At 41.5% G+C, this 5,242-nt stretch carries 6 protein-coding genes and 1 pseudogene; all 7 read right to left on the bottom strand.

Translation table 11 applies throughout. The annotated features are described in order from the left end of the window. Positions 1-441, bottom strand: a 441-nt coding sequence (locus QZ359_RS05365) for an aconitase family protein (RefSeq protein ID WP_293963918.1), incomplete at its 3' end; no start/stop codon positions are given. Positions 442-444: 3 nt separating this feature from the next. Then, positions 445-714 (bottom strand): DUF1294 domain-containing protein, encoded by a 270-nt coding sequence (locus QZ359_RS05360; RefSeq protein WP_000762433.1) that lies wholly within the window; start codon positions 712-714, stop codon positions 445-447. Further along, complete coding sequence (gene leuB, locus QZ359_RS05355; protein WP_293963917.1) at positions 711-1,748, bottom strand: 3-isopropylmalate dehydrogenase; 1,038 nt, start codon at positions 1,746-1,748, stop codon at positions 711-713. The genes QZ359_RS05360 and leuB overlap by 4 nt, the downstream gene beginning before the upstream one ends. An 11-nt stretch (positions 1,749-1,759) precedes the next feature. Next, a complete protein-coding gene (locus tag QZ359_RS05350) occupies positions 1,760-3,322 on the bottom strand; it encodes a 2-isopropylmalate synthase (protein ID WP_293963916.1) in 1,563 nt (520 codons plus the stop codon). A gap of 314 nt (positions 3,323-3,636) precedes the next feature. Continuing rightward, complete coding sequence (locus QZ359_RS05345; RefSeq protein WP_293963915.1) at positions 3,637-4,293, bottom strand: MmcQ/YjbR family DNA-binding protein; 657 nt, start codon at positions 4,291-4,293, stop codon at positions 3,637-3,639. A gap of 43 nt (positions 4,294-4,336) precedes the next feature. After that, positions 4,337-4,969: a copper homeostasis protein CutC gene (locus QZ359_RS05340; protein WP_293963914.1), complete on the bottom strand. Its 633-nt coding sequence runs from the start codon at positions 4,967-4,969 to the stop codon at positions 4,337-4,339. A gap of 93 nt (positions 4,970-5,062) precedes the next feature. Beyond that, positions 5,063-5,242 (bottom strand): annotated as a pseudogene (locus QZ359_RS05335) (DUF454 domain-containing protein); the annotation flags it as partial.

Genomic DNA, 5,242 nt, shown 5'->3' with positions numbered 1-5,242 from the left:
ACTGGTCCCAATTCCAAAAGCGATCGCTCCGAAAGCCCCGTGGGTTGCTGTATGGCTATCCCCACAGACGATAAATTTCCCTGGTTGGGTCCGTCCTGTTTCTGGACCAACCATATGAACGATTCCTTGCTTTTCGGAACCGTGGGCGGCATGTTCAATCCCAAATTCCTCAACATTTTCAGCTAGCTTATCAATTTGAGCCTTGGAAATGACATCTCGAATATCGTAGATATTGACGGTCGGGACATTGTGGTCAAAAGTTCCAAATGTCAAGTCTGGTCGTCTCAATCTGCGACCTGTATCTCGCAGTCCTTGAAAAGCTTGCGGGCTAGTCACCTCGTGGATATAATGCTGGTCCACATACATGAGTTGGGGTTGCCCCTCTTCTCCTGTGATGACATGACGGTCCCATAATTTATCAAAAATCGATTTTCCTGCCATCCATTACCTCCAAATAAAATATAAGGCTACTAGTGTGGTCACCATCCCAAGAAACCAAACCGTTTTAAAGTACCATTTTCTAGTCTTGTGATGAAAGATGATTCCTGCTAACCAGGCACCAAAACCACCACAAGTAAAGGCTAAAATAAGTAAGATTTTCTCAGGGATGCGCCAAGCTCTTCTCCTCGCCTTGGATTTGTCAATGCCATAAATCAAGAAAATGATGACATTCCAAATCAAAAGGACTAGAGTAATTTTTTCGTCTAACTTCATAACCTTGCGATAATAGCTTCCGTCATTTCCTTGGTCGAAGCCTGTCCACCTATATCTCTTGTTAAAACACCAGCTGCCAAACTTGCCTCAACAGCACGCTCGACACGCTCTGCATCCTCATAACGTCCAAAGCTGTCTCTCAGCATCATGGCCACTGATAAAATCATGGAAATAGGATTGGCAATTCCTTGACCTGCAATATCAGGTGCTGAACCGTGAATAGGTTCATAGAGACTTGGTCCATTTTCAGAATGACTGGCTGATGGCATAACCCCAAGTGTGCCAGATAGAACGCTTGATTCATCAGATAGTATATCTCCGAAAAGATTCTCCGTCACGATGACATCAAACTTAGCAGGATTAGTAATCATAAGCATGGAAGCTGAGTCGACTAACTGGTGTTCCAAGGTCACATCTGGGAAATCCTTTGCGACTTCCTCAGCTACTTTTCTCCATAGTTTTGATGTTGCCAACACATTTTGCTTATCAATGCTGGTAAGTATTTTTCTCCGACTTCTTGCAATTTCAAAGGCTTTGCGAACAATCCGCTCCACTTCCTCATAGCTGTAGTCGTTGATATCACGCGCTTTTCTTTCTTCAAGGATATGATCCCCAAAATAAATCCCACCTGTCAACTCCCGTACCACGACAAAGTCTACACTAGCAATTCGTTCCGGTTTGAGTGGTGACAAATGCTTAAGACTGTCAAAGATTTTTACAGGGCGAATATTGGCATAGAGATTGAGTTCCTTACGGAGAGCCAACAAGCCTTGTTCAGGCCGAACCGCTGCTCCATCATACTGAGGACTACCGATAGCCGCTAGAAGAATGGCATCTGCTTCTCTACTTGCCTTGAGGGTTTCATCAGGTAAGGGATGCCCTGCAGCATCAATACCTGCACCTCCAAAAGGTCGTCTGTCTATTTCATAGACAAAGCCTGTTTTTTTAGCTAGAGCTTCCAGAACCTCTAACCCAGCCTCCATGATTTCTGGGCCGATTCCATCCCCTGCTAGAGCCACTATTTTCTTTGTCATAGCTTTCTCCTTTACACACTAGGCATATCGCGGTAGGAAACACTGCGTCCCATCTCACCTGCATTCTCTTTTTGAACAAAGGTATTAGCATTGATGTAAGCAATAGCCGAAGCCTTCAACACATCGAAATCAAGACCTGCTGCGTTAAAGATGGTTTCTGTATCTCTGTTTTCAACAGTGACCAAGACCCGAGCCTGGGCATCGATTCCATCCGTCACCGCATCGATAGTGTAAGACACCAAGCGAACGGATTGATTGAAGAATTTGTCAATAGCGTTGAAGATAGCCTCAACAGAACCTTGCCCTGTCGCATTAAATTCGACTTTCTCACCATCCATATTAGCCAGGCTAACGAGCGCTTCAATGTCATTATCTGCATGAGTTTGAAGTTGTAAATCATCAAAGTGGAATCCTTCTGGGTTTTCAACCATGGTTCCAGCTACCAGAGCACGAATATCTGCATCTGTGATTTCTTGTTTCTTGTCGGCCAGTGCCTTGAACTTAGAGAAGAGTGGTTTGATGTCCTCTTCTGTAAAGTCTAGGGCCAATTCTCTCAGCTTCTCAACGAAGGCATGGCGACCAGACAATTTTCCAAGCGGAAGACTATTACTCTTAACACCAACCAATTCAGGGGTGATAATCTCATAAGTAAGAGGATTTTTAAGAACTCCATCTTGGTGAATACCAGATTCATGAGAGAAGGCATTACCTCCAACTACGGCCTTGTTTTTAGGAACTGGAATTCCTGAGAAGCGAGAAACCATTTCTGATGTATTCATTGTTTCATCCAAAACAATATCACTAGTTGCTTGGAAGAAATCCTCACGAATCTTCAAAGCAACAGCTACTTCTTCAAGAGCAACATTACCTGCGCGTTCACCGATACCATTAATAGTTCCCTGGACACGTCCAGCACCGTGTTTAATTGCTGTCAAAGTATTTGCAGTTGCCATACCGAGATCATCATGACAGTGGACACCAAAGACAACTTTATGATCTGATTTAATATTTTCAGTCAAGTGATCAAAGATGCGTGCAAACTCTTCTGGAGTCGTAAAGCCAACTGTGTCAGGGATATTTATATAAGATGCACCTGCATCGACCGCTGTTTGAACGACTTGTAATAGGAAATCCAACTCTGTTCTAGTCGCATCCTCTGGAGAGAATTCAACCACTTTAAATTTAGAACGGGCATAAGAAACATGTTCCTTAATAGCTTCTAAAATCTCTTCCTTGCTCTTATTGAGCTTGTACTTGCGGTGAATCGGACTGGTAGCGATAAAGACATGAATCTGTGGATACTTGGCATCCTTAAGTGCCTCATAACAAGCATCAATATCAGATTTTACAGAACGAGCTAATCCTGTCACTGCTGTTTTTTTCATGGCTTTAGCAATTTCTTGAACGGCTATAAATGAATCTGGACTAGCAGCCGGAAAACCAGCTTCAATTACAGAAATTCCCCATTTCTCCAGCTGTCTTGCAATGGAAACTTTTTCCTTTATTGAGAAGTTAACACCAGGTGTTTGTTCCCCATCACGAAGACTTGTATCAAAAAATTCAACTTTACGCATAAGATTTCCCCTTTTCCAAATGTGTTTTTAAAAAAAACATCTCGCTTAGAAGTCCAAGCGAGATGTTGATTTACTCCCGCTTGGTAAGCCAAACAGGACTAATGCTTTTTGCACTAGCCCGAGTACCTCAACAACAAAGCAAATTGATTAAACTTAGCTGTTTTCATGCTTGACTTTCTCCTTCGTTTGATATCTTGTTTAGTATTTTAGCATAGGCAAAAGCACTTGTCAAGAAAAAATCAAATATTTTCTGAAAATTTCTTCAGTATAGAATATTTAGCTAATTGAAAGTTATTGAAAATCATCGAAATGTTTCATTTTTTAGAAGTTAAATTCCAACTTTTTTCAAACAATTCTAGGACGGCTGAATCTGACAAAGTATCATCAAGCGCCACACTAATCCAGTAACGTTTATTCATATGAAAAGCTGGATAAATGCCCTTTTGTGAAAGTAGATCCACTACTTGATCATGTTTGAGGTTGACTGCTTCGACTAAACCTTCTCTACCCTTTTCCAGCTTATCCCAAGGTATTCTCATCAAAACAGCATACCATTTTTTATTGCCTTCATGTCTTAACACTGCCGTATCAGGTGATTTTTCCCACAGATACTCCAACTGATTACCATACTTTTCCTGAATCTGAGCCATGATACGCTTAGTCTGAGGACAGATAAAATCCTGTACCTCAAAACAAGCCTTCCGAATCTGGTAGAGAATCTCCAGACAAGCCTCACGGACATTTCCGACAAAACTTCCCCTCATGCTTTCCATATGGACTTGAGGATAGAGATCACCAGTCTCCTGGTCAAAGACTTGAAAACTCACATTATCAGCAGTGACGGACACAGTCATGACAAAGTCACCCTGCAAAATCTGGCAACTATAGGTCCAGACTCCACCATTTTCTACAAAACCATAAGCATGAGCCTTTTCTTGATTCAATTGATAGGATTTAAAAATTTCAAACATAAGTGAAAACTGCTACCCAAAGCTAGCAGTTCCTTTCTATTTTCTAAAAGACAACCTTAGTACCATGTAGTTGTGTCACTCCCAGTTGGTCGATAAAGGTTTGACGGTTGTCCAAGTCAATCCCCCCACCTGGTAGAATTTCAATTTTACCTTTAGCGTGCTCCAAAATTCTGTGATAGTGAGCAAAACGTTTGTCTAGTGAATCGCCAGAAACACCAGCACGAGTCAAGATACGAATGACTCCAGCTTGGCTGAGCCAGTCAATAGCTTCCAACTGGTCTTCATCACTCAATTCATCAAAGGCCATGTGAAAGACAATTTCCATTCCCTTTGATGCAGCTATCAACTTCTCAAGATTTTTCTTATCCAACTTCTTCTCACCAGTTAAAGCACCAAATACAACCCCTTGACTTCCAGCCTGAGCAGTCAAGCGAATGTCTTCTAGCATAATAGCAATTTCTAGGTCATTGTAGACAAAGTCGCCACCACGAGGACGAATCATGGTCATAATAGTCGTATCATAGTTAGCTGCCAGTTCAACCGCTGCCTTGGTCACTCCATAGCTAGGGGTTGTTCCACCAACTGCTAGATTATCACAGAGTTCGATTCGGCGAGCTCCAGCCTCCATAGCTTTTTCAAGCAAGGTCACATTTTCAGCACAAAATTCGTAAATCATTTGATTCTCCTTGAGTATTACTTTGAATTTATTATATCATATTGTTGTGAATATACTTTCATTTTTATCAAGGGAAATAGTTACAAATTTTACTTATTCTTTGTCTGGAATGACCTTGAAGAGATAATAGGTGATAAAGATGGTCAAGGCTCCTAGACCGATTTTGACTGGTAAAAGAGGTGCAAAATAAATGGAAATTCCCATCAAGATGTAGATAGATACGATAATTTTTTTCTTACGTTCACGCGCAATAGACTTAGTCTCACGAAAATC

This window comes from Streptococcus sp. (assembly GCF_019414905.1).
GTDB lineage: Bacteria > Bacillota > Bacilli > Lactobacillales > Streptococcaceae > Streptococcus.
The sequence above is the reverse complement of the archived record's forward strand: the minus strand, read 5'-3'. Positions and strand labels throughout refer to the sequence as shown.

Excerpts from the sequence above, each read along its gene's own strand:
- QZ359_RS05360 (WP_000762433.1), bottom strand. The coding sequence starts at position 714 with ATGAAGTTAGACGAAAAAATTACTCTAGTCCTTTTGATTTGGAATGTC.
- leuB (WP_293963917.1), bottom strand. The coding sequence starts at position 1,748 with ATGACAAAGAAAATAGTGGCTCTAGCAGGGGATGGAATCGGCCCAGAA.
- QZ359_RS05350 (WP_293963916.1), bottom strand. The coding sequence starts at position 3,322 with ATGCGTAAAGTTGAATTTTTTGATACAAGTCTTCGTGATGGGGAACAA.
- QZ359_RS05345 (WP_293963915.1), bottom strand. The coding sequence starts at position 4,293 with ATGTTTGAAATTTTTAAATCCTATCAATTGAATCAAGAAAAGGCTCAT.
- QZ359_RS05340 (WP_293963914.1), bottom strand. The coding sequence starts at position 4,969 with ATGATTTACGAATTTTGTGCTGAAAATGTGACCTTGCTTGAAAAAGCT.